At 73.8% G+C, this 21862-nt stretch carries 17 protein-coding genes and 3 pseudogenes; 8 read left to right on the top strand and 12 right to left on the bottom strand.

Annotated features, from left to right (window positions below; genetic code table 11):
• Positions 1-18: 18 nt before the first annotated feature.
• The gene (locus GOBS_RS02185) at positions 19-789 is read right to left on the bottom strand and encodes an alpha/beta hydrolase (RefSeq protein ID WP_041241296.1); all 771 of its coding nucleotides are present in this window, start codon (positions 787-789) and stop codon (positions 19-21) included.
• Between the two features lie 449 nt (positions 790-1238).
• On the opposite strand from GOBS_RS02185, the gene GOBS_RS26725 reads away from it, so the two are divergent.
• The 5 genes from GOBS_RS26725 (at position 1239) to GOBS_RS25105 (ending at position 7880) form a co-directional block, all read left to right on the top strand.
• Positions 1239-2528, top strand: a complete 1290-nt coding sequence (locus GOBS_RS26725) for a hypothetical protein (RefSeq protein ID WP_012946661.1) — start codon at positions 1239-1241, stop codon at positions 2526-2528.
• Complete coding sequence (locus tag GOBS_RS02175) at positions 2525-3826, top strand: lipopolysaccharide biosynthesis protein (protein WP_012946660.1); 1302 nt, start codon at positions 2525-2527, stop codon at positions 3824-3826. Before GOBS_RS26725 ends, GOBS_RS02175 begins: the two co-directional genes overlap by 4 nt.
• A gap of 154 nt (positions 3827-3980) precedes the next feature.
• Positions 3981-6182 (top strand): hypothetical protein, encoded by a 2202-nt coding sequence (locus tag GOBS_RS02170; RefSeq protein WP_012946659.1) that lies wholly within the window; start codon positions 3981-3983, stop codon positions 6180-6182.
• Between the two features lie 2 nt (positions 6183-6184).
• The gene (locus tag GOBS_RS02165) at positions 6185-6412 is read left to right on the top strand and encodes a hypothetical protein (RefSeq protein ID WP_012946658.1); all 228 of its coding nucleotides are present in this window, start codon (positions 6185-6187) and stop codon (positions 6410-6412) included.
• 85 nt (positions 6413-6497) lie between these two features.
• Positions 6498-7880, top strand: coding sequence for a glycosyltransferase family 2 protein (locus GOBS_RS25105; protein ID WP_012946657.1), 1383 nt, complete (start codon positions 6498-6500; stop codon positions 7878-7880).
• A gap of 173 nt (positions 7881-8053) precedes the next feature.
• Here the strand turns inward: GOBS_RS25105 and GOBS_RS02155 are convergent, their stop codons facing one another.
• Positions 8054-9958: a non-ribosomal peptide synthetase gene (locus GOBS_RS02155; RefSeq protein WP_012946656.1), complete on the bottom strand. Its 1905-nt coding sequence runs from the start codon at positions 9956-9958 to the stop codon at positions 8054-8056.
• Between the two features lie 216 nt (positions 9959-10174).
• Between GOBS_RS02155 and GOBS_RS02150 the strand changes: the two genes are divergently transcribed.
• The gene (locus tag GOBS_RS02150) at positions 10175-11263 is read left to right on the top strand and encodes an acyltransferase family protein (protein WP_012946655.1); all 1089 of its coding nucleotides are present in this window, start codon (positions 10175-10177) and stop codon (positions 11261-11263) included.
• An 85-nt stretch (positions 11264-11348) separates the two neighbouring features.
• Here GOBS_RS02150 and galE read toward each other — a convergent pair whose 3' ends face one another.
• The 10 genes and pseudogenes from galE to GOBS_RS27930 all read right to left on the bottom strand — a co-directional run bounded on the left by galE (position 11349) and on the right by GOBS_RS27930 (position 20151).
• A complete protein-coding gene (gene galE / locus GOBS_RS02145; protein WP_012946654.1) occupies positions 11349-12326 on the bottom strand; it encodes a UDP-glucose 4-epimerase GalE in 978 nt (325 codons plus the stop codon).
• Between the two features lie 103 nt (positions 12327-12429).
• Complete coding sequence (locus GOBS_RS02140; protein ID WP_012946653.1) at positions 12430-13335, bottom strand: glycosyltransferase family 2 protein; 906 nt, start codon at positions 13333-13335, stop codon at positions 12430-12432.
• Between the two features lie 161 nt (positions 13336-13496).
• On the bottom strand, positions 13497-14894 hold the full coding sequence (locus GOBS_RS27935) for a hypothetical protein (protein ID WP_208104368.1): 1398 nt from the start codon (positions 14892-14894) through the stop codon (positions 13497-13499).
• Between the two features lie 253 nt (positions 14895-15147).
• A complete protein-coding gene (locus GOBS_RS02130; protein WP_012946651.1) occupies positions 15148-16464 on the bottom strand; it encodes a glycosyltransferase family 2 protein in 1317 nt (438 codons plus the stop codon).
• A gap of 137 nt (positions 16465-16601) precedes the next feature.
• Positions 16602-17444, bottom strand: coding sequence for a hypothetical protein (locus GOBS_RS29150; RefSeq protein ID WP_012946650.1), 843 nt, complete (start codon positions 17442-17444; stop codon positions 16602-16604).
• Positions 17445-17671: 227 nt separating this feature from the next.
• Positions 17672-17869 (bottom strand): annotated as a pseudogene (locus tag GOBS_RS02120) (IS3 family transposase); the annotation flags it as partial.
• A gap of 16 nt (positions 17870-17885) precedes the next feature.
• Positions 17886-18968 (bottom strand): IS110 family RNA-guided transposase, encoded by a 1083-nt coding sequence (locus GOBS_RS02115; protein WP_041241295.1) that lies wholly within the window; start codon positions 18966-18968, stop codon positions 17886-17888.
• 202 nt (positions 18969-19170) lie between these two features.
• Positions 19171-19536: a DDE-type integrase/transposase/recombinase gene (locus tag GOBS_RS28430; protein ID WP_081448783.1), complete on the bottom strand. Its 366-nt coding sequence runs from the start codon at positions 19534-19536 to the stop codon at positions 19171-19173.
• A 71-nt stretch (positions 19537-19607) separates the two neighbouring features.
• Positions 19608-19847 (bottom strand): annotated as a pseudogene (locus tag GOBS_RS29570) (IS3 family transposase); the annotation flags it as partial.
• A 139-nt stretch (positions 19848-19986) separates the two neighbouring features.
• Entirely contained in the window at positions 19987-20151 is a 165-nt protein-coding gene (locus GOBS_RS27930; RefSeq protein WP_208104367.1) for a transposase, read from the bottom strand.
• Positions 20152-20279: 128 nt separating this feature from the next.
• On the opposite strand from GOBS_RS27930, the pseudogene GOBS_RS02100 reads away from it, so the two are divergent.
• Both GOBS_RS02100 and GOBS_RS02095 read left to right on the top strand, forming a co-directional pair.
• Positions 20280-21394, top strand: a pseudogene (locus tag GOBS_RS02100) (IS701 family transposase).
• A 211-nt stretch (positions 21395-21605) separates the two neighbouring features.
• Complete coding sequence (locus tag GOBS_RS02095; protein WP_041241294.1) at positions 21606-21839, top strand: hypothetical protein; 234 nt, start codon at positions 21606-21608, stop codon at positions 21837-21839.
• The last annotated feature ends 23 nt before the right edge of the window (positions 21840-21862 follow it).

Genomic DNA, 21862 nt, shown 5'->3' with positions numbered 1-21862 from the left:
CCGCCCCGGGCGACCGCGTCAGTCCAACTGCTCGAACCACTCCACGAGGTCGTCGCCCTGGAAGCAGGACGGTGCCACGTGCTCGCCCTCGCACTCGACGACGCTGACGTCGGCGACGTCCTGCACCCGCTCCACGAACGGCTCGGCGTTGCGGGCGCTGACGACCACCTCGTCCTCGGTGGCCAGGTAGAACCGCATGCTGGTGCCGGCCCAGTCACTGCTCGGCCGCAGCGCCGGGTTCCGCGTGCCCGTGGGGAAGGTCCCCTCGAAAGCCTGGAACACCTGCGGCTCCTGCGGGGTGTCCAGCACGACGTCGAGGTCGACCAGCGGGGAGATGAGGGCCATGCCCCGCACGTCGGGGATGCGGTCGTCGGCCAGGATCTGCAGCCCGGCGACCGCGCCCATCGACTCGGCCACCAGGTACGTCTCGGTGGTCCCGTACCGCTCGGCGAGCTCAGCGGCGAGGGCGACGTAGCCGTCCTGCGAGGCCTCGTTGCCGAAGGCGTTGAAGTGCCCGTCGCTGGCCCCCACCACGTACCCCTGGGCCAGCAGGTGCTCGACCATGTCGACCCGCTTCTGCTCCTCGGCGAGAGCGCCGTGGTCGTCGTCCAGGCCGTGCAGGAAGACCACCAGGCCCTGGGGGTCGCCCTCCCCCGGCGCGATGGCCACCGCCTCCTGGCCGTTGACGGTCAGCTCGGCCACCTCGGGCTCGACCTCCGGGGCCGCGGGGGATCGGGCGTCGCTGCCGCAGCCGGCCAGCAGCGCGGTCGCCGCGAGGGCAGCCGCCATCCGGCGCCGGGCGCCTCCCGACGGGGCGCGGCCGCCCGGGCCGGGGGCTGACAGGTGTCCGGGCATGGGGGAGCGCCTCCAGGGATCGGGTGGGTGACGCCATCTTCGTCCCACGCCCCCTCGACGACTCACCGCGGATCGACGTTCCCTCGTGCGGGAGGGTGCGAGAGGGATCACATCAGGTGACCGGTCGTCCGACCGAGTGGCAAAATGGCTCGTCGTCGCCCCGGTCGGACGTCCCGACGTACCGTCGACGGGTTCGCGCTGTGCATGCACCCTGCTGGGTCGCCCGGCTCGGACGAGACCGTCGCGCCACATCGTCGTGGGCGGCCAGCACAGCTCCTGCCCCCTTCGTCCCCCGGAGAGTCGATGATCTGCGGTCGGTCCCGCGGCAGCGCCGCTCGGCGCCCCGCACTCGGCGTCGTCGTGCCGTTCCCGCGGAGGAACGGGTGAACGCGACCCCGGGGACCACCCCGGCCTCCGGTCGGTCGTTGCGGGTCCAGGCCCACAACGCCCAGTGGGTGGACCTCTCCAGCGTCACGCTGCTGGCCGGGCTGGACCCCACTGTCGACCCGGCCGCCCTGCGTGCGGCTCTGCGCCGTCTCCACGACGTCGACCCGACCGCGCCGATCCTGTGCCGCGTCGCGCCGGACCCGCTCCGGTGGGTACCGGTGCCGCCGGAGGAGATCGACGCGTGGCTCGAGGAACTGGTCGTCGACGTGCGGGGCACGGCCAAGGAGGACGCCGAGGACGTCGTGGAGCGGCTGCTGCGCGAGGCCGACCCGATGGTCCCGTTCCGCCTCCACGTCCACGACGACCACCACGCCTGGCAGCTCAGCCACGTCCTCGGCGACGGCGTCTACGCCAACCGCCACGTCATCGCCGAGCTCGTCCGGTGCGCGGCCACGGGCGAGGTCCCGGTGGGGCTGGCCCGCGGGCCGCACCGGCCGCGGCTGCTGGCCAAGGCCGTCTGGCGGACGTTCCTGCGCCGCCCGCGGGCGGCCACCTGGCGTGAGGCGGTCTCCCGGCTGCGTTCGGCTCCTCCGTCCTCGGCACCGCAGCGCGCCCCGGCCGAGCGGCAGATCGCGCTGTCGGTCGTGAGCCGCACGAGCGCGCCCGGCGTCCGCGACGAGGTGCGCCGCTGGCGGGACGCCCACGCCGCCGACACGTCGGTCGCGATCGCGACCATGGCCGCGGTGCGTGCAGCCCTCGGGGCCGAGGGCGCAGTCCCACCGGGCACCGACACGGTCGTGCTCTTCGACGGTCGGCGGTACCTGCCGCCCGGCACCCACGTCGTGGGCAACTTCAGCGCCGCGCTGCGGCTCCGCCCCGGCAACGCCACCGACCCGCAGCTCATGGCCCGCCAGATGCGCCGGGACGCAGCCCTCGGCCTGCCCCTCGTCTCCTTGCTGGTCGCCACCGCCGGCCAGGCGCTGACCCGGTTCCCCAGGGCCGCCAAGGGCGGGAGCGGATCGGTCGTCCTCACGCACCTCGGCGCGCTCACCGAGGTGCAGGAGCTGCCGTGGCAGGCGCCCGAGGGCGAGCAGCAGGTCATCCAGGCCCCCGCGCCGAGCCCGGTGGTGAGCATGACCGCAGCCATCAGTGAATGGCACGACCGGCTGCTGCTCACCGTCTCGTTCGACAGCCGCCGGGTGCACCGAGCGGCGGTGACGCGGGCGCTGGAGCGGGTCCTCGCCGACCCCGCGGCATTCCTGCCGGGAACGGGGACGGCGGCGTGAGCGGCGCCGGCGCGGCGGGACGCCGACACCTCGAGCGCAACGCCCTCTACCTGATGGCCGGCACGGTCCTCACCGCCGGTGTCGGGATGGTGTTCTGGGTCGCGGCGGCGCGCTACTACCCGACCGCGGAGGTCGGGCGCGCATCCGCGGTCATCTCGACGGCGACCTTCCTGGGCAACCTCTCGCACCTCAACCTCGGCAACGTCTACGCGCGGTTCCTCCCGGCGGCCGGCCGGCGCACCCGTCACCTGGTCACCCGCGGGCTGCTGATGACCGGGGGGATCGGGCTGCTGGTGGGCGCGGGCTTCGTGCTGCTGTGGCAGGGCGACGTCCTGTTCGCCTCCGATGCCGAGGCGGCCTTCTTCCCGCTCGCCGTCGCAGTCCTCACGGTGTTCACCGTCCAGGACTTCGTGCTGCTCGGACTGCGCTCGGCGTCGTGGATCCCCATCGAGAACCTGGCGTTCTCCATCGGCAAGCTGGTCCTGCTCATCGCGCTGGCGTTCGTCGTGCCCGAGGGCGGGCTGGTCATCGCGTGGGTCGTGCCCGCCGCGGTGGCGGTGGCGGTCGTGCAGGTGCTGATCCACCGGCGGCTGTTGCCGAGGCGGATGGACGGCGTCGGGCCCGACCGGCTGCCGCCGGTCCGCGGGCTGGTCGGCTACGCGTCAGCGGAGTTCGCGACGGGGGTCATGGCCCACGTCATCCCGATGATCCTGCCGCTGATCATCCTCCACGAGCTCGGGGCCGAGCAGAACGCCTACTTCGCCATCCCGTGGGTGATCAACTCCGCGCTGAACATGCTGACGTGGAACATCGCCACGAGCTTCGTGGTCGAGGCGTCCACCGACGAGGATCAGACGCAGGCACTCACCCGGCGCTCACTGCGCCTGGGTCTGCTGGTCGGTGGCAGCGGCGCGCTCGGGCTGCTGGTCTTCGCCCCGCTGATCCTGCACGTCTTCGGCGGGGAATACGCCTCGGAGGGCGTCGAGCTGCTGCGGATCATGGCGGTGGCCGAGCCGTTCTGCATCATCACCACGGTGTACTCGGGGGTGCTGCGCGTCCGGCGTCAGGCCGGGCGGGTGGTGATCGTCCAGGGGTTCATCGCGGCGAGCATCGTCACCCTCACGGTGCTGCTCATCCCGACGATGGGCATCAACGGCGCCGGCGTGGCCTACCTCCTCGCCGAAGGCACGGCCGGGCTCGTGCTGCTGATCCCGTTGATCCGCAGCCTCCGGCACCGGAAGCCGGTCGGGGCACCGAGGCCCGACGCGGTGCCGGCCGTGCCCGGTGCGGATCGGTGACCGGCTTCCCGACGCCCCACCGGAGGATGGCCTTCGGCCCCCGTCCGGGTGATCGGGGGCCTCGAGCCGCCCTGACACAGAGCAACAGCGGGGATCATCCCTCGTGCAGAGCGCTGCCCCGCGGGGCGCGCACGTCGTCTGGAGGAGTCCACTGATGTCCGCGACCGGCACGGCCGCTGGGGACAGCGCTCCCGCGATCGCCGAGGCGGTCCCGCCACCGCGTCAGCAGCCCACGAGCGGGGACGGCGTCCCGGCCCACGAGCGGGTGGTCCTGCTGGCCGCTGCGGTCGTCGCCCTGGCCGTGCCGGTGGTCGCCGCGGTCGACGCCGACCTGCCGGGGCGCGGCCTGCTCGCCGTTCTGTTCGTCCTCACGGTCCCCGGGGTGCCGCTCGCCTCGCTGCTGCGGCTGCCCGGGAAGCTGCTGCCGGCCGCACTGGCGGTCGCACTGAGCCTCGCCACCGCGCTGCTGCTGGCCACCGCCGGCCTCGCCGCCGGGTGGTGGAGCCCGGTGGGCTGGGCGACCGTGACCGCGGCCATCGGCCTGCTGGCCACCGCCTGGGCGCTCCGGCGGCTGCCCGCCACGACGTCCCCGGCCGTCGCCCGCCCGGCCGGCACCGCGCGAGGCGGGTCCGACCCGTGGAGCCGCGTGGCGGCCGCCGTCCCCCTGACGCTCGCCCTCGGCCTGTGGGGACTGGCGACCCGGTGGACCGACCTCGACGACGCAGGTGCCACCGGCGTCATCGGCGTGGTCGCGTGGCCGTACGTGGTGGCGATCGTGCTGGTGGTCGCGGTCGCCGGCGTCCACCTGGTGCGCCCGCGGCTCGACCCGGTCGTGCTCGGCGCGGCCGCTGTCGTGCTCGCACTGGTCGTCTACGCCTTCGTCAACGTCACCGACGGCCAGGCCAGCGTGCCCACCGGATGGCTGCACGTGGGGTTCGCCGACTTCATCGCCGCGAACGAGCGGTCGTTCGACGGCCTGGACGCCCGGGCCAGCTGGCCGGCGTTCTTCGCGGTCGCCGCGCAGCTCGTGCACCTGGGTGGGGTCGCCGACGCCACGTCGTTCCTGGCGCTGGCGCCGTTCGCCTACAACGTCCTCGCCATCCCGGCGGTCCTCGTGATCGCCCGCGGCCTGACCCGGTCGGGGCGACTCGGCTGGCTGGCGGTCTTCCTGTACCTGGGTGCCAACTGGGTGCAGCAGGACTACTTCGCCCCGCAGGCGACGGCCTTCCTGCTCTACCTCGCTGTGCTGGCCACCCTGGTGTGGGAGGCGACCTCGGCGCCCGTCGCACCGCTCACCGGTTCCCTGTCCGCCAAGGCCGCGCAGGTCTGGCGCCGCCGCCCCGGCCTGCCCGCCGGGACGACGTCCGGCCAGTCGCTGGCCCGCCTCGCCGCGCTGGTGTACCTCTCCGCAGCACTCGTCGTCGGCCACCAGCTGACGCCGATCAGCCTGGTCGTCACCGCGTTCGTCTTCGCGCTCACCGGCTGGACGCGGCACCGCCTGCTGTGGCTGGTCGCCTCGCTGCTGTTCGTCGGCTGGTTCTCCTACGCGGCCAGCGGCTACTGGGTGGGCCACCTCGACACGGTCCTCGGCGACGTCGGCCAGCTGTTCGGCAACCTGGACAGCGCCCTCTCCTCCCGCGTCGAGGCCGGCGACGAGACCTACCAGCTGATGCAGAACCTGCGGATCGGCTGGTCGCTGCTCTACGGCGTCCTGGCGCTGGTCGGGCTGTGGGCGATCCGCCGCCGTCCCGAGGCGCTGCTCGTCGGCCTGCTGCTGGCCGGCTCCGGTGCCCTGGTGGCCATGCAGAGCTACGGCGGCGAGGTCATGCTCCGCACCTTCCTGTTCGCCGCGCCGCTGCTCGCGCCGCTGGCCGCACTCGCGCTGGCCCGTCTGACGGCGCGGCAGGCGGTCACCGGGGGCGTCGCCCTGGCCGTGGTGCTCACGGTCTGGGCGCTGCTGGGCACGGCGGCCCGCGGGGTGAACGTCGCGTTCGAGCGGGTGACCGCCGACGACGTCGCCGCCGCGCGGGTGCTGTGGGAGGAGCTGGACGCCGGCGACACCGTCGGCCTCGTCGCCACCGCCGGCGCCTACGGTGCCGACCGGGTCGGTGACTACGAGCCGCTGGTCATGGACGAGGAGTTCTGCGGGATGCCGGCGCTGGACTGCGCGCTGGACCGCCAGCCGGACTTCATCGTGGTCGGACGCACCCAGGACGCCCAGCGCGAGCTGGCCGCCGGTGGCCCCCCGGGCGCCAGCACGGCCCTCGCCGAGGACCTCGTCCGCAGCGGCCTGTACGAACCCATCTACAGCGGGACGGACGCCCGGGTGCTCCGCCTCGTCCCGCAGGGAGGCTGACCGTGGTCGACGCACTGACCGGCTGGCTGGGGATGGTCCTCATCGGCCTCACCGTGGTGCTCGCGCTCGCCATCGAGGTGCGTGACGAGCGCGCCGCGACGGACGGCGGAGCGGTTCCCGGCGGCCGCCGCTCGCGGCGGTCCCGCCGCGTGTGGCTGCTGGTGCTCGCCGTGCTCGTGGTCGCGAGCCTGGCGGCGACCGGCATCCGTCTCGCCACGATGGCCTTCTGACCCGCCCGTCCCCGTGGGCCGCCTCCCCTGCGGCCCCTGAGCCGCGGGCACCCGACCGGTCCCGCAGACCAGTCAGCAGGAGAAGATGAACCCCGAACGCGTCATCGAGCAGCCGGCACCGGCCGGCCCCACGCCCCTGCGGGAGGCGCCGTCCCCGGCGGGCGGGCCGGCCGGGCCACGGGCCTTCCGGCCGCGCCGCGTCCTCGCCGTCGACCTGGGGACCGGCGCGGTCGAGTACCCCGACCCCGATCGGCGCCCGGAGCACCCGGACGCCCGGGTGCTGGTCCGGTGGCTCGGCGAGCAGGTCGACGTCGTCGAGGTCACCGCGCCGGACGCCGAGGTGGCGGCGGCCGCCGCCGACGCCGTCTGGGCGTCCTCGCGCGCCGAGGTCCTCGCGGTCGCGGAACGGATCGGCGTCCCGGCGCCCACGTCGGCCGAGGACCTGCTCGCCGCGCGCCCCGACGCCCCCTCGACGGCCGGGCTGCCCACCCACCGGCCGCTGGTGACCGTGACCATCGCCAGTCTGCGCAACGTCGAGCCGACCATCGCCTGCGTGCGGCGGATCCTCACCAGCTCCTGGGAGCCGCTGGAGGTCGTCGTCGTCGACAACGACGCGAACGGCGAGCCCCTGCGCACGGCGGTGGAGGCCGCGTTCGGCGACGACGAGCGGGTGCGCTGGGTGCACGAGCCGCGTCAGGGCCTCTCCTTCGCCCGCAACGCCGGCCTCGAGGCCGCGCGCGGCGAGATCGTGGTGTTCACCGACGACGACGTGCTGGTCGACCACCGCTGGTTGGAGCGGCTGGTCGCCGCGTTCGACGCGACCGAGGGCGTGGCCTGCGTGACCGGCGCGATCCTGCCCGCCGAGCAGGAGACCCAGGCGCAGGTCTTCCTCGAGGAGTACGGCGGCTTCCACAAGGGTTTCCAGCGGCAGGTCTTCAACCTGACCACCCACCGCCGGGACACCCCGCTCTACCCGTACGACTCGGGCCAGTTCGGTTCCGGCGCCAACATGGCGTTCCGCCGGGAGGCGCTGCGCGAGATGGGCGCGTTCCCCCTCGACCTCGGCGCCGGCACGGTGGCCCACGGCGGTGAGGACCTCGACGTCCTCCGCCGGGCGATCACCGCCGGGCACACCGTCGTCTACGAGCCCGCCGCGCTGATGTGGCACTACCACCGCCGCTCCATGGAGGCGCTGCGGAAGCAGATGTACCGGTACGGCGTCGGGCTCTCGGCGACGGTCACCAAGTGGCTGCTCGAGGACCGCGCGGTCGCCGTCGAGGTGCTCCGGCGGATTCCGCGCGGCGTGCTGCACGTGGCCCGGCCGGGGTCGGCGAAGAACAGCGGGAAGTCGGCGGAGTTCCCGACCGTGCTGACGCTGCTGGAGCTGCTCGGCGTCCTCTACGGCCCGATCGCCTACCTGCGCAGCCGGCGTCGGACGCCGCAGCGCGTGGCGGCCGGCACCCGCTAGACCGCCTGCGCAGGCGCTGTCCGGCCGACGTGGCCACGGGAGCCCTCCGGAGGGGCCTCGTGGCCACGTCGCGGCCCTCGTGACGTCGAAGGGCGCCCGCCGCCCGCAGCCACCCTGGGAACGACCGAGGACCGGCGGCCGTGCAGGCCGCCGGTCCTCGGTCGTCGTCCGGCTCAGGACCGGCGGTTGCGACCCCTCAGCAACCCGCCCACGGCCTTGCCGGCCGCCTCCAGGCGCGGGGTGACCGCCGCCAGTCGACCGGCGAGGCCGCTGGAGCGCCGGCTGTCGACGAACGCCGCGAACTCGGCCAGCGTCGGGTGGTCGATGAGGTCGTCGGCGGCCAGCCGCAGCCGGTACTGCTGCTCGACGGCGGCCAGCATCTCCTCGATCGCCAGGGACTCCCCGCCGAGGGCGGTGAAGCTGTCCTCCCGGCCGATGCCCTCGGTCTTGAGGATCGGCTCCCAGATCCCCGCGAGGGCGACCTCGGTCTCGGTCTCCGGCGCGGCGGTCTCGCGCCGCTCCGGCGGCGGGGGCAGCGCCCCGACGTCGACCTTGCCGCGCTCGTTGCGCGGGAGCTCGGGCAGGAACACGACGTCGCGCGGCACCATCCAGTCCGGCAGGGCCCGGCCGACGTCGCTGCGCAGCGCGGCCTCGGTCGGCCGCGGCCGGTGCGGGTCGGGCACGACCCAGGCGACCAGGCGGGTCTCGTCGTCGACGCCCACGCCGCGGACCACGGCGTCGACCACCGCCGGCAGTGCGCGCAGTGCGACCTCGACCTCGCCCGGCTCGACCAGGTAGCCGCGGATCTTGACCGAGTCGTCGGCCCGGCCGAGGATCTCGACCAGCCCGTCGGCGCTCATCCGGGCGCGGTCCCCGGTGCAGTACCGGGTGCGGCCGTCGGGCTCCGCGCGGAAGCGGACCGCCGTCGCGGCCGGGTCGCGCCAGTAGCCGGCCGAGAAGTAGGCCGACGTCGCGTACAGGACGCCGACCTCCCCCGCGGGCACGGGCTCCTCGTCGGGGCCCAGGATGGCGAGGTCGCGGAGCGGGACGGCGCGCCCGATGGGGACGGCGCCGTCGGGCACCGGGTCCTCCGGCCGGATCTCGAAGCCGGTGAGCGCCTCGGTCTCGGAGGAACCCATCCAGTTGAGGAAGCTGGCGCCAAGGCGCAGGTGGGTGCGGAAGTCGGTGACGTCGTTGCCGTAGACCTTCTCGCCGGCCGTGGTGACCATGCGGACCGTCTCGAGGACGTGTCCCTCGGGCAGCGCGCCGTGGATGGCGCGCAGCAGGGACGGCGTGCAGGACAGGATGGTCACGCGCGTGGCGTCCAGCCACTCGGCGAGGTCGCGGATGCCGTGGATGCGGGGGTCGCGGACGCAGAGCGTCGCGCCGTTCAGCAGCGCCGCGAGGATCATCAGCTGGCCGACGGCGAACGCCTGCGGCACGACGAGGGCCATGCGGTCCTCCGGCGTGGCGCGCAGGGTCACCCGGCTGGTGTGGCCGATCGCGAGCGAGGTGCGCTGGGTCCACACGACGCCCTTGGGCAGCCCGGTGCTGCCGGAGGTGAAGACCAGCGACGCCGGGTCGTCGAGGGTGATCGCGGGCGCAGGGATGTCACTGGTGGCGTCGTCGGACGGGACGAGGTCCGCGACGGTCCCGACGCCGGGCAGGCCGGCCGCGACGTCCCGGCGCTCGTCGTCGGCGAGGACGACGGTCACCCCCGCCCGCTCGGTGACGACCCCGAGGCGGGCCGGCGGCAGCAGGACGTCGAGCAGCACGCACGGGTGCCCGGCGGCCATGATCCCGAGCATCGCGACCACGCTGGCCGACCCCTGCTCCGCGAGGAGACCGATCGGCTGGCGAGTGCCGTCGCCGTCCACCACCGGGAGTGCGGCCAGCGCCCGGACGACGGCGTCCACGTGCTGCTGGAGCTCTCGGTAGGTGAGGTCGCCGTCCGCGGCCACCACGGCCGGCCGGTCGGCGAGGTGGTCGGACACCTCGCGGAGGCGTTCGGCCACCGACGTGTACGGCCCCGGCATGACCAGCGGGGGGACCCCCTCGCTCGTGGTCGCTGCACTCATGGTCGTTGCGTCTCCCATCCCCTGTACGTCGGGCGTCCTCGTGCCCGTTCGAGCCGGACCACCATGGGGCAGGAACGCCCTCCTCCACAAACCGCCGGGATGTGTACCACTCGGGGGTGAGCGGCGCTCCACCCGTCCGGGTGATCGAGGGTCGCACAGGCCGGCACCGGTCCCCACGCCTGCCCCGCCCCGGGATCGGTGGGTAGATTGCCGCGAATGTCACGGGGAACCGCGCTGCCGCGGCTCACGTCCCTCCGCCTCTTCGCCGCCGCGGTCGTCGTCGTGTTCCACCTCGACCAGTGGGGGATCGCCTCGCTGCCCGCGTCGCTGTCCACGCTGGGCTTCGTCGGGGTCTCCTTCTTCTTCGTCCTCTCGGGCTTCGTGCTGGCCTGGGGCACCGACCCGGCGCTGCCCGCGCGGCGCTTCTACCGGCACCGGTTCGCACGCGTCTGGCCCAGTCACGCGGTGATGGTCGGGGTCGCGGCGCTGGTGCCCGTGGTCCCCGTGGCGCGGAGCTGGGAGGCCGCCGTCCCCAACCTCCTGCTCGTGCAGAGCTGGTGGACCGACCCGGAGGTCGTCTTCGGGATGAACGGTGTGGCGTGGTCGCTGAGCTGCGAGCTGTTCTTCTACGCGATGTTCCCGCTGACGGTGTGGGCGCTGCGCCGGGTGCCCGGGGTGGTGCAGTGGGCGCTGCCCCTGACGGCGCTCGTCGTCGCCGGGTACGTCGGCGTGCAGGACGCGGCGCTCGGCGAGCACCTGCCGGCACTCCGGTTCAGCGAGTTCCTGCTGGGCGTGGTCGCCGGCCTGGCGCTCCGCGGGGGCTGGCGGCCCCGCGTGCACCCGCTGGTCGCGGCCGTCGCCGTGGTCGTCGGCCTGGCGATCTCCTACCGGACGCCCTTCCCGCTGCCCAACGTGGTCATGCCGCTGCCGTTCCTGCTGGTGCTGCTGTCCGCGGCAGCGCGCGACCTGGACGGCAGGACTGGCTGGCTGCGCAGCCGGGCGCTCGTCTTCGCCGGCGAGGCGTCGTTCGCGCTGTACCTGGTGCACGAGCTGGTGATCGTCAACCTGGCGCCGTACCTGTGGGAGGTCGGCCCGCAGTGGGTGATCGCCCTGCTCATCGCGGCCATCGCCTGCGCGCTGGCCGTGCTGCTCCACCTGGGAGTCGAGCGGCCGTGCAACAAGCTGCTGCGCGGGAGGTCCCGCTCGGTGGCCCTCGCGCCGCCGGGGGCGCTGGCGCACGACGCGGCCGAGGCCGAGGCAGTCGGCCGGGCTGACGCGACGCCGCGGGAGGGCGGCCGGGTGTGAGGTCCCGGGGATCGCCGGCCGGACGGCGGTCCCGCACGCCTGCGTCGGGTGCGTGCGGGATGGGCGGTCTCCCGCGCCGGGTGGGTCAGCCGGCGGTACGCGCCGTCCAGCCGGCCCAGGCGGAGGCCACCATCTCCTCGACGCCGTAGCGGGCCTTCCAGCCCAGGGCGTCGCGGATGCGGTCGGCGGAGGCGACCACGCGGGCTGGGTCGCCGGCGCGCCGCGGCTCGACGACGGGCTGCGACCAGTCCTCGCCGGCGGTGCCGCTGACCCGGCGGATCGTCGCGATCATCTCCTGCACCGAGACACCCTCGCCGCGGCCGATGTTCGCCGTGAGTCTCTCCACGCGCCCGTCGGCGAGCGCCTGGGCGGCGGCCACGTGCGCGGAGGCGACGTCGGCGACGTGGATGAAGTCGCGGATGCAGGTGCCGTCGGGCGTGGCGTAGTCGTCGCCGAAGATGCGCGGCGCCTGCCGCTGCGCGAGGCGCTGGAAGACCATCGGGACGAGGTTGGAGACCCCGCGGTCGGTGAGCTCGGGCGTGCCGGCCCCCGCGACGTTGAAGTAGCGCAGGTTGACGTACCGCAGGCCGGTGGCGGCGGAGACCTCCTCCACCATGCGCTCGCCCACGTACTTCGTCGTCCCGTAGGGGTTCACCGGCAGGCACGGGGTGTCCTCGTCCACCACGTCGACGTCCGGTGAGCCGTAGACGGCGGCGCTGGACGAGAAGATGAAGGAGCCGACCCCGGCGTCGGTGGCGGCCTCGAGGAGGACCCGCAGGCCCTCGACGTTCTCCCGGTAGTAGTACAGCGGCCGGTTGACCGACTCCTCGACCTGCTTCTTGGCCGCGACGTGCACGACACCCCGGACGTCGTTGTCACGGAGGGTCCGTGCGACCCGCTCGGCGTCGAGGACGCTGCCCTGCACGACGTGCGTACCCGGGATCCGGGCCAGGTCGCCGCTCGACAGGTCGTCGAGCACGACGACGTCCTGACCGCCCTCGCGCATCGCCGAGATGATGTGCGCTCCGATGTACCCGGCACCCCCGGTAACCAGCCATGTCACGGGGCGGAGCGTATCCACGGCCGGGCGGAGCCGGTCCCTCCCGGACCCGGCGTCCCCCTCGTACGGGTGGACGCCGGGTCGGGACGCACCGGCCGCACCCGGCTCACCCCCACCGAGCCTCGTCCTCGGGCTGGACGGCGAAGTTGGGCTGGATGCGGTGCACGTCGCGGGCCGACTCCGCGGCGTGCGCCAGGAGGTTGCGACGCGAACGCCGGCCCTTGCCGTTCACCCGCTCGACGATCAGCGCGCGCAGCACGCGGACGCCGTCGCGCCAGGTGTTGAGGTTGCTCTCCCCGTGGATGCGCTCGAACTCGTAGCTGGGCACCTCGGTGATCCGCATTCCGGCCTTGGCCATCCGGGTGTTGATGATCGTCTCGATCTCGAACCCGTCGCCCCACAGCTTGGCGTCACTGCCACGGTCGCCGGCGTCCAGCTCCAGGGCCGGCAGGCAGTGGGCCCAGAAGGCGTTGTAGCCGTAGCAGAGGTCGGTGTACCGGGTGCCGAAGAACAGGTTGGCGATCCGGTTGAGCCACCGGTTGCCCCACTTGCGGGTGCGGGTGATGTCGGCGCTGCCGCCGCCGTTGGCGAACCGGGTGCCCTTGGCGAAGTCGGCCCCGTCGGTCAGGGCCTGGACGAAGCGCGGGATCTCCCGCGGGTCGGCCGACCCGTCGGCGTCCAGCATGACCACGATGTCGCCGGTGGCGTGCGCGAAGCCGCAGGCCATGGCGTTGCCCTTGCCCCGGCGGTTCTGCAGCACGATCCGCACGTCCGGCCACAGGGTGCGGGCGACCTCGATGGTGTCGTCGACGCTGCGGCCGTCGACGACGATCACCTCGTGCACGTCCGGGAGCCGGGAGAACACGTGCGGGAGGTTCTTGGCCTCGTTGAAGGTGGGGATGATGACGCTGACCCGCGGCACCGTGGTCCGGACCTGGCCGGCGTAGGCGCTGGGATGGGGGACGACCTCGGCCGGCGGCCGGACGTCGACGATGCTCTTCGCTTCTCGCATTGCCTGTGCCCTCTTTCTCGTGCACTGCCCTGGGATGACGGCGCCCGCCGACGCCTGTGACGACCTGGCGGGGCGCGTCCGGTTCACTCGGGACGCGCGCGGACCCCGGCCGGCGCTCGGGGTGCGCTTGGGCACCGACGCTCAGCCGGAGGCGGGAGGGATCAGTCGGGGCTGCAGCCCGGGTCGTCGCCGCCGCCGATGACCCGGGCGGGGACGTCGATCCAGCGGAGCTCGGCGGTGAGCGGGACCGGGGCCGCGATCTCCGTCCCCAGGATGGCCAGCGGGATGGAGGCGAGGCCGTGCTGGCCGGCGCCGGAGGCGTAGGTGCCCGAGGCGGCGGCGCCGGTCGTGCAGGGGGCCGCGGGGGCTGCCGGTGGCGCAGGAGGCGGCGAGACCGGCACTGGTGCACTCGGAGGCGCGTCCTGGGCGTCGATCACGACACCCTGCGCCGGGGCCACGACGACCGGCGCGGGGGGAGCACCCACGTGCGCGGTGCCGGTCGTCCTCGTGTGCTGGTCGCGGAGTGAGGACAGGTCCTCCGATGGGGCGCCGTCGTCCTCGACGACCGCGGGGGACGCCGGGGGCGTCGGGGCGCCGGGGACCGGCGGCGCCGGGCAGGTCACGGCGGCCACCGTCGGGACGGACTGGCCGGAGACGGGCGCCGGCTCTCCGGCGGCGGCCTTGTCCGCCGCGGCCTTGTCCGCCGCGGCCTTGTCCGCCGCCGCCTTGTCCGCCGCCGCCTTGTCCGCCGCCGCCTTGTCCGCCGCCGCCTTGTCCGCCGCGGCCTTGTCCGCCGCGGCCTTGTCCGCCGCGGCCTTCTGGGCTGCCGCCCGCTCGAGGGCCTTGTCCGTAGCGCCCTTGTCGGCCGCAGGCGTGGCCTGTGCAGGCGGGCGGCTCGTGCCGGGAGTGGTCGTGCTGGGTGTGCTCCCTGCCGTCGTCGGTGGGGTGGCGACCGGCGCCCCACCGGGGACCGCGGGCGCGGGCTCGGTGGAGGGCTGCGTGGCACCGGCACCCACAGCAGGCGCGGGCGGGGTCGGCGCAGCGGGGGTGATCCCTGGCGTCGTCGGCGGGGTGGCGGCCGGCACCCCGGCGGGGACCGCGGGCGCGGGCTGGACAGGGGGCGGTGTGGCGCCGGCGTCCGCAGTCGGCGCGGGGACGGCGGGGGCCGGCGCGGGGACGGCGGGGGCCGGCGCGGAGACGGCGGGGGCCGGCGCAGGTTCCTCGACCGGCGCGGGGACCTCCTCGTCCTCGGAGGCCGGGCTGCCGTCCGACGGCCCGTGGTCCCAGGCATGGGAGTGGTCGTCGCCCGGTCCGCTGCCGGGCTGCCATCCGGCGTCGCCGATCGGGCTGTGCTGACCGGCGGTGGCCATCGGCCTCGCGCCGGCGGCCTGCGCTGAGTCGGCGGTGGTGACGAGCAGCACCCAGAGCCCGGCCGTGAGCAGCAGGCCGAGCAGCAGCGACCGGGGTCGAGGACGGCGCAGGGGCGGCAGGACGGCAGGGACGGCGGCGAGCGGATCGGCGATGCCGACCACTCCCCCCGTGCCACCGCTGCTCTGCACCCGTGCCCCCGTCCCACATCCGCGCCGACGGCGATGTGGCTGGTGATCGGACGTCCGGCCCGACATCACCCCGTGTGACCATCCGTGCAGACGGAGGGTGGGGCAACCGATTCGGTGGTGAGCCTGGACGCTCCTCGGCGTTTCTGACTCTGAGTAGCCGTCTGACGCCTTCATGACAGCGATTTCGGAGTTCATGGCCGCGGATCCGCAGGCCAGCCCGGCAATGGCTGATGGCCGCGGGGACTACTGTCGGTCAGCAGACGGCGGCTGCGACGTCCCCAGCTCGGCGGCGTACGTCACGCAGCGCACCCAGGTACAGCAGCGGGCCCACGGCCACACCGAACAGTTCGCGGCGGCGCGCACCGGGCGGCCGGACCGCCTGATCACCCAACCGGGCGTCGGTGTCGGCCGGGATGGTGGCCAGCCGGCGGGCACCGGCCACCACCCGGCGCAGCACCTCGCCACGGGTCTCCCGGGACAGCAGGTACTTGGCGACGAATGCGGACAACCCGGTGCCGTAGCCGTAGAGCTGCGCGAGGAGGGCGGCGTCGTCGGCCCTGTGGTGGTGCCAGACGATCGCGGCCGGCTCGTAGGCGATCGCGCGGCCGCTGCGCAGGACGCGCACGAAGACGTCGATGTCCTCGCCGCCGCGGGTGCGCGCGCCGGCGCCGAGGGCCTCGTCGAAGCCGCCGAGCGCGCGTAGGTGGTCACGGTCGAAGGCGAAGTTGGCGCCGGTGCCGAAGAGGCCGGGGGCGTACGGGTAGAGGGTCGAGCCGTCCCGCTCCGCGGCGAGGTCGAACAGCCGCGGCTCGGTGCGGGCGGACCAGGCGGCGGCGCGGGCGTCGAAGTACGCCTCCGCGGGGCTGGTGATGTCCGCGGTGCAGACCAGGCCGGTCACACAGGCGACGTCGGGACGGCGCCGGAAGCCCCGCAGGACGCCCTGCACCCAGTCGAGGTCGACGGAGACGTCGTCGTCGGTGTAGAGCACGTGGCGCCCCCGCGCCTCGGCCAGGCCGCGGTTGCGGGCGGCGGAGAGACCCGGCCGCGGTTCCCGGGTGTAGCGGATGCGCGGATCGGTGGCCGCGGCCGCCTCGACGACGCGGCGGGTGCTGTCGTCCGAGGGGGCGTTGTCGACCACCAGGACCTCGACGTCGCGGTGCGAGAGCTGTTGGAGGCGCTGCAGGCACACGGCGAGGACGGCGCTGCGCTCGCGGGTGCAGACGACGACGGTGACGAGGCCGTCGGAGTCCACGCGGTTCGGGCACCCCTCCCCGGCCGGTGCCGGCCGCCCCTCGACCTCGATGGCCTCCTGGTCGAGATGGGCGGCGATGCGTGGGGCGAACGCCGCGTGCGCGCGGCGCACCAGGTCGCCGACGTCCAGCCCGGCGCTCGGCAGCGGCAGGTCCAGGTAGCCGAGGGGTTCGCCGTGCAGACGGACGAGTACCCGCGCCTGCTGCTGCCCGGCCGGAGCGCTGACCGCGCGGGATGGTGCGTCACCCGAGAGCTCGAACTCGCAGCACCACGTCCCGGGTGCCTCGGTGGAGTTGCGCGGGGTCGTGAGCAGGCGCATGGTCGCCCCTCCCTGGTCCTGTCGGACCGGCTGTCGGGAAGAGCGCCGTTGCTCGATGCAACGGTAGGACTCAGGATCGGGTCGTAAACGCCTGGCCGCAGAGTGACAGGAAGCTCACAGTTCCGCCCGACGCACGCTCAGCCCCGGAGGGCGCGGGGCAGCTGCTCGGGGACGTCGAGGGTGGCGGCGTCCGAGTGCCGGCGGAGCACCCAGGGGGCGGGGAGCACCAGGCGCGGTGCGACCCCGACGAGGACGGCGACCAGGACGGCGACGCCGGCCAGCGCCTCCCCGGACTCCTCGAGGTAGGTGGCGGTCACCGCCCACTGTCCGACCGCCAGGGTGGAGATGGTCGAGAGGCCGACCGAGGCCGCGCCGTACGCCGCCAGGCCGGTGAGCACCCGGCGGCGGTCGCGGCGCTCGGCGCGGCTGACGAAGGCGAGGACGGCGAGCACGGCGACGACGACCGCGACGCTCACGACCACGGCGCCCGCCGCGCCGACGGCGTCCGAAAGTGCGGTCATCACGTCGACGTGCACGGTGCCGCCGAACTTGACGACCGCGATGCCCGCGCTGACCAGGCCGACGGCGATCCACCAGGCGCGGCGTCCCGGCGCGCGGACGGCACCGGCCACGGCGGCCACGGCAGCCACAGCGAAGAGCGCGGCGACGAAGGTGCGGGGCACGGAGAAGGGGGCGTCCATGGACAGGGCGCGGGCCACCGGGCCGGTGGCGCCGGCCAGCCGGGTGATGTAGCCGGTGGTCTCGAGCAGGACCGCGGTCGCGGCGAGGGCGATGCCGACGGGCGGCAACGGGACGCGCCGCCGGGCGGTGCGCAGCCGCACCTCGCCCGTGGCGTCAGCGGCGGTCAGCGGAGGTCCGGAGAGCATGTCCGCCATGCGGATGCCGCGGCCGATGACCACGGCGACGGCGAAGGCGAGCAGCACCCAGAGGAGCAGTCCCCCGACGATCCAGATCCACACGGACTCGTCATCGGCTGGCCGACAGCCCGACGTGACCCCACGTGCGGCCGGTCACCCGAACCGGTGGGGTCAGCACTGCGCTGCGCACGCCGAAAGTGAAGTCGGCGGTGGTGAAAGGCTGGTCGGTGCGGGCCCGGCGCGGGCGTCGGCGAGCCGGATACTGAAGTGACCCCCGTCAGGCGGACATGGTGTGCCCCGGGTTCGACGGAGTCGGGTCGTTGGACTCGCTAGGCCCCGATGATCAGTTGTCGGTTCTCGAACTCTATGGGTGTGAGCATCCCCAGGCGGCTGTGCCGCCGTTGCCGGTTATGCCAGACCTCGAGGTACTCGAAGATCGCGTTGGCCAGCTCGATGCGGGTCTTCCAGCGCCGGCGGTCGAGAAGCTCGACCTGTATCCGGGACCAGAAGGACTCGATCATCGAGTTGACGCTCCTATATCCGTCAAGCTGGGGTTGGAGCGGTCCGGGAAGGGGTCCGGAGCGGGCGGGGGAGGGCCCAGGTCTCGCGGGCGAGTAGGCGCTTGAGGCAGCGGATGATCTCGGCCTTGGTCTTGCCTTCCCGGGTTCGTCGGGTGACGTAGGTGCGGGTGGGTTCGTGGTGCTGCATGCGCACGATCAGCGCGCGGTAGAGAGCGGCGTTGGCCTGGCGGTGGCCACCGCGGTTGAGCCGGTGCCGTGTCGTTAGGCCGGAGGACGCGGGGACGGGGGCGACTCCGCAGAGCCGGGCCCAGGCCGCTTCGGAGCGGACCCGGTCGATGTTGTCGCCGGCGACGATGAGCAGCTCGGCAGCGGTGTCGGCGCCGATGCCGAAGGCCGCGACCAGCTGCGGCACCAGCTGCCCGGTGAGTTCGGTGAGCAGCACCTCATGGGCCTTGATCTCCTCGTGCAGCTGCTGCCAGCGTCGGGCGATCGACCGCAGCGTGTGCTTGGTCGCCGCGGCCACGGTGGTCACCGGGCCGGGGCGCAGGCCGGCGCAGCGGTCGATCAGCGCCATCTTCGACAGCGGCTGCAGGGTCTCGCGCAGCTCCGGTGGGGCGTTCACCACGACGGCCTTGAGGCTGATCATCGCCGCGGTGCGGGCCTTGACCGCGATGTCCTTGGCGACCTTGATCTGGCGGAGCATCTCCACCACGCCGTCGTTGGATTCCGGCACAGCGGTGGCCTGTCCGCCGAGCACGGCGCGGGCGGCGTTCTCCGCATCGAGGGTGTCGTTCTTGCCGCGCAGCCGCCGGTCGCGGCGGTCGGTGCGCAGCACCTCGATCACGCCGATGTCCCGGCGGCGGACTGCGGCGGTCAACCCGGCACCGTAGGACCCGGTGCCCTCGATGCCGAAGGTGAGCTTGCGGCCCAGGCCGAGGGCCCAGTCGATCAGCTGGGTGTAGCCGGCCCGGTCGGCGGCGAAGCGCTGGGCGTCGATCACCCCGCCGAACTCATCGAGGGCGACCGCGACATGGATGTACTTGTGCGTGTCGACGCCGATGACCGCGCGGTGCCGCCGCTGGACGACCTCGGCGGCCGGGCTCATGCTCGTCACTGCTACCTCCAACAGACCAGGCGGATGGTGGCAGTGCTGGCCGGTCGGGTGGACGGGACTGTGACGAGACTGAGTGCGATCAGGCTCCTATGAGGTCACTGCCCGCCCGGCCAGCACCATCTGGTGCACCGCCCGGCGGACGACAGATCAACAGCAAGGACACCCAGACCTCGGGGTCAGTCGTAAGCAGGAGTCAGGCCGCCGGACGGCAAGCCGGAGTCTCACAGTCGTAGCAGTCGCCGATGCTGCCCATCGAGGGCACCAGCCCGCTCGCCTTGGCGCGGTCGGTGAACGCCCAGGAGCCGAACTGCACCCCGCGGTCGGAGTGGATGATCGCTCCTGCCGGTGGCTTACAGGACTCGATCGCCATGCCCAGGGCGTTGGTTACCAGCGCCGCGGTCGGTGAGGAGTCGATCGACCAGCCCACCACTCGCCGCGAGTGAGCGTCGAGCACGACGGCGCAGTAGACCTTGCCCTCGACGGTGGGGTGCTCGGTGATGTCGGTGACCCACAGCTGATTGGGCGCCGCGCGAGCAAAGCGCCGGTCGACCAGATCCATGGCGACCACGTCGGGGCGGGCGCGCACCCATCTCGGCCGGCCGGTGACGCCCTGGAGCCCCGCCCGGCCATCAGCAGCTCGACGGTTCCGTGCGCGATGACCAGGCCGCGACCCAGGGTGAGCTCGGCGTACACTCGCCGAAAGCCGTAGGTGCCTCGGGAGAGGGTGTGGACCTCGCGGATGGCGTCGGTGAGCAGCGCGTGGCGGATGCTGCGGGCCGAGGGCGCGCGAGTCTTCCACTCGTAGTAGCCCGACGCCGAGACCTGCAGCACGCGGGCGGCCAGCTGGACCGAGAGTCCTTCGCCCGCCATCACCGCGATGGCCTCGAACCGCCTTTTGGGGGCACCACCTTCCCCAGCAGCTCCGAGGCCCGCCGGTGCACGGCCAGCTCGGCCTCCAAGGCGGCGATCCGCTGCTGGGCGGCCGCCAGCTCGGACCGCTCCCCGGAAGTCACCCCGGCTCGAGGCCCTTGTCGATGCGGTCCTGTCGCCGCCAGGTGTGAATCGTCTGGTCACTGATGCCCAGCGCCTTGGCCACGTCGGCGACCGGACGACCGGACTCCACCAGATCCAGCACCTTGCGGCGGAACTCCGCCGGATATCCACGCCGCCCCATGCGGCCCTCCCCGAAACTCGGGAGGCCTCAGAATCCAATAACCCGGCTCCGGGAAACAGGGGGCGCACCAAGGTGTTCAGCCGACGGGGGTCACTTCAGTGCAGGATTGAGCGGCGGGCCCGGAAGAGGTGCATGCCCGGATCGCCGGTGCGTTCACCCGGGCCGAGCCGCGGGCCCGGGTGCTGGCCTATCTGCGCGGCCTGCTGGGCCGGTTGGAGCGCAGGAACGGCTGGACGCTGGCCGAGGCCGCCGGCGAGGTGTCTCCGGACGGGATGCAGCGGTTGCTGCGCACCGCCGACTGGGACGCCGACGCCGTGCGCGACGAGCTGCGGTCCTACGTGGTCGAGCGGCTCGGCCCGAGCGGAGTCCTGATCGTCGATGAGACCGGGTTCATCAAGAAGGGCGTCCGCTCGGCCGGGGTGGCCCGGCAGTACACCGGCACCACCGGCAAGATCGACAACTGCCGGATCGGGATTTTTCTGGCCTACGCCACCGACACCGGGCGGGCGCTGGTCGACCGGGAGCTCCATCTGCCGCGGGCCTGGACTGATGACCGGGAGCGGGCCCGGGCCGCCGGCATCGACGACGCCGTCGGCTTCGCCACCAAGCCCGAGCTGGCCTGCCGGATGCTTACCCGAGCCCTGGAGGAGGGCGTGCCGGCCGGCTGGCTGATCGCCGATGAACTCTACGGGCAGGACAAACGGCTGCGGGTCCGGTGTGAGCAGCACGGACTGCCCTACGTGCTGGCCACCCGCAGCAACGAGCCCGTGACCACCGTCGACTGGCGGCAGCGCCGGGTCCGCGCCCTGATCGACGAGGTACCCGAATCGCCTGGCAGCGGTGCTCGGCCGGCGCCGGCGCGCGCGGCCTGCGGCTCTACGACTGGGCGCGCATCGGGCTACTGGCCGGGTTCGATCCCGGCTGGGCCCGTTGGGTGCTGGCCCGCCGCGGCATTCCCGCCGACCCCGGCGAGGCGCCCGAGGTCGCCTACTACGTCTGCGCCGGACCCGTCGGCACCACCCTCGCCCAGCTGATCGCCGTGGCCGGCGGCCGCTGGCGCATCGAGGAGTGCTTCCAGGCGGCCACGAACGAGGCCGGGCTGGCCTCTTATGAGGTGCGCGACTACATCGCCTGGTATCGGCACATCACCCTGGCGGTGCTCGCTCACGCCTATCTGGCCGCTACAAGCGCCACCGCGGAAAAGGGGGCTCCGCAGCCGGAAACGAGCAGCTCATCGCGCTGACCGTGCCCGAGCTCCGCCGCCTGCTCAACACCCTCATCCACACTCCGCAGCCCGACCCCGACCATGCCGCGGACTGGTCGTGGTGGCGCCGACGACGCCAGGCCCAGGCCCGCGCCGCCCACTATCGGGCCCGAGGACAGGCACCGCCATAACTGCCGTTGCAGTAGTAAGAGCACTCCAGGTGGATCTACGACTCCGCTCCTTGTTCGGCGTGGCCGTCGTAGAGGCGATCACCAGCGAGGTCGAGCCAAGGCTCGCGGCCGGTGACTCGTCGGGCGCGGTGGTCCCGCTGGCCGAGCAACTCCGTCCCCGGGCTGGATCGGCGGAGGCGCAGGCCTCGGCGCAGTTGCGGTCGGCCACCACCATCGTCCTGGTGGTCATCGGTATCGCGGTCGTCCTCCTCGCCGCCCACCTGCTCTCCCGTCGGGGGTCCCGCGACACATAGTGCAGGGACACGCTCGAGGGCTC

The organism is Geodermatophilus obscurus DSM 43160, from assembly GCF_000025345.1.
Taxonomy (GTDB): domain Bacteria; phylum Actinomycetota; class Actinomycetes; order Mycobacteriales; family Geodermatophilaceae; genus Geodermatophilus; species Geodermatophilus obscurus.
The sequence above is the reverse complement of the archived record's forward strand: the minus strand, read 5'-3'. Positions and strand labels throughout refer to the sequence as shown.